Here is an 827-nt window from a genome sequence, read left to right on the forward strand (position 1 = left end):
GGTGCGTTCGCACCGCGGTGTCCCGGTGTCGGGTGGACGCGCGGTGGCCGGTCCGTCACGGAGCCGGTGCCGGTCCCGGCTGGCACCGCGGGCAGAACCAGGTGCGCCGCGCCCGGGTGCCGGATCCCTGCTCGGCCGTGCGGACCCGGCCGCCGCACCGCAGGCACCCCGACCGTTCCCGTTCGTGCACCCAGGTGCGGCGTCCCGGCGTGTGCTCGCCGGTGGTGCTGCGCCGGGCGTGGGTGACGTTGGCGGTCAGCAGCCGGCGGGCCAGGGCCACCACCCGGTCGGCGTCGACCTCCGACACCGGGGTCCACGGGGACACACCGAGCAGGAAACACATCTCGGTGCGGTAGACGTTGCCGAGTCCGGCCATGATCCGCTGGTCGAGCAGGGCCGTCCCGATCTCGTCGTCCGGGCGGGCACGGAGGGCGCGGGCCGCACGGTCGGCGTGGCCGGTACTCCAGTCCCCGGCCAGCAGGTCGGGACCGAGGTGCCCGACCAGCGACGACTCCCGGTCGGTGGGCACGAGACGCAACTCGTGGACGTGGAAGCCGACCGCCTGTGCCGTGGCGGTGTCGAGCACCACGCGGGCCTGCCGTGCCGGGGCCCGCCAGCGCTCGCCCGGTGCGTACACCCGCCAGGACCCGTCCATCCGCAGGTGGCTGTGCAGGCTGACGCCCCCGGAGAAGCGCAGGAACAGGTGCTTGCCGACGGCGTGCGCGCCGAGCACGTCCCGCCCGGCGAGGTCGACCGTGGCCAGCGCGGGATGCCGGAAGTCGCTGCGGGTCAGCCGGTGCGCCGCCAGGGCCCGGTCGAGCCGCGCG

Annotated in this window: 1 protein-coding gene; it reads right to left on the bottom strand. The window is 76.1% G+C overall.

Features of this window, described 5'->3' with window-relative positions; translation table 11 throughout:
* Window positions 1–55 precede the first annotated feature (55 nt).
* Window positions 56–827: DNA-formamidopyrimidine glycosylase family protein (locus tag SACPADRAFT_RS0201480; protein ID WP_007027808.1), on the bottom strand; the 772-nt coding region annotated here is incomplete at its 5' end.

It is taken from the genome of Saccharomonospora iraqiensis subsp. paurometabolica YIM 90007, assembly GCF_000231035.2.
In the GTDB taxonomy this organism is placed as follows: Bacteria; Actinomycetota; Actinomycetes; order Mycobacteriales; family Pseudonocardiaceae; genus Saccharomonospora; species Saccharomonospora paurometabolica.